The following is a 1,150-nucleotide window of genomic DNA, read 5'->3' on the forward strand; positions in this document are numbered from 1 at the left end:
GAGGTCAGCGTCTGTTGTTCAGGTTCAGTGAGAGGGGCAACGAAGCGTTTTTCCATGGTTCTGTCCGTGTCAGAAATCCTGGCATGGATATTACACGAAAACTTTAGATCAGGTACTTATCCCCCACCCAGTGACAAGTTCGGGACTAGTTACTCTAAGTATGGGGCTTGCCAGCAGGGAAATTGCAGATCCGGAAAGTCTTTCATTGCTGCTCAAGGACGCCGACGATGCGCTTTATCAGGCTAAGCGGAGTGAGCGGGATCGTATTAGCGGCCCACAGGGATGTTCTGAAAGTTAGGGGCAGCTCAGATGTTACTATCACGCGAGGGGGGTGTTGGATAGTGTAGACCTGCATTAAGCAATAAGCCCTTAGTCAGTGGCGATGACTAAGGGCTTATTTGTTTTAGCGCTTTTTGCCTTTCCCTCCGCTCGGCTTGCTAACCGTTTGAACGAACGTTGTGCTTGGCTTTGCCTTCACTTCCTTGTCTGAGATAAAGCGGCTAGTTTTCGCACTTTTGTTGACAGTCGTTTTCGTCATGCTGAATGCTCTCATGGCCTATATGTTGTACTTCGTTGTGGGGTAAAATACTTTATATAGTGTTATTCGTGGTGTTGGTCAAGGTTGAATCTGGTGTGACTACACATACCAGATTTGAGAGGGTTCGTGGTTCTAGAAGGAGTAATCAATGCTGAGGTTAGATGGGTTGAAGCTAAATGATGGCAAGCTGATGCTTAAGCGGGTGCCTTCTTTGCCGCCTTCTGAGCGGGTGGAATTCTTGGTAAATGCCAATCAAGATGCTCAAATGACGCCTGTTTCACTTGCCTACCTAGCAATGGGCTTTCCGGCCGGTGTGTTTACCCGTGCTTTTGAAGAGCGGCATTACCTGGATATGATTATGTGTGAAGCTGCTATTGATCATGAAACGAAAAAGCTGTTTGAAAGCCCACGTATAGAGGATCTGGCCAGAGGCTATAGTGTGCAGGATGAGTTAGAACGCCAGCAGAACCAGCAAGACGAGATAATGCGTGTGTAGTGGCATAGTGAATTTGGCCACCTAATTAGAGGTGCTAATATGCACCAAGACATCACTAGGTGGCAGCATGGCAACAAGACCAAAACGTAACTTTAGCCCTGAATTCCGGCTCGAAG

1 protein-coding gene and 1 pseudogene are annotated in these 1,150 nt (G+C 47.6%); both read left to right on the forward strand.

The features are described 5' to 3' along the window. Positions 1–106 precede the first annotated feature (106 nt). Positions 107–298: pseudogene (locus HUO07_RS22355) on the forward strand (diguanylate cyclase domain-containing protein); the annotation flags it as partial. Between the two features lie 388 nt (positions 299–686). Then, positions 687–1,034: a hypothetical protein gene (locus HUO07_RS21540; RefSeq protein WP_176305141.1), complete on the forward strand. Its 348-nt coding sequence runs from the start codon at positions 687–689 to the stop codon at positions 1,032–1,034. Positions 1,035–1,150: the final 116 nt, after the last annotated feature.

The organism is Vreelandella maris (assembly GCF_013371085.1).
Classification (GTDB): Bacteria; Pseudomonadota; Gammaproteobacteria; order Pseudomonadales; family Halomonadaceae; genus Vreelandella; species Vreelandella maris.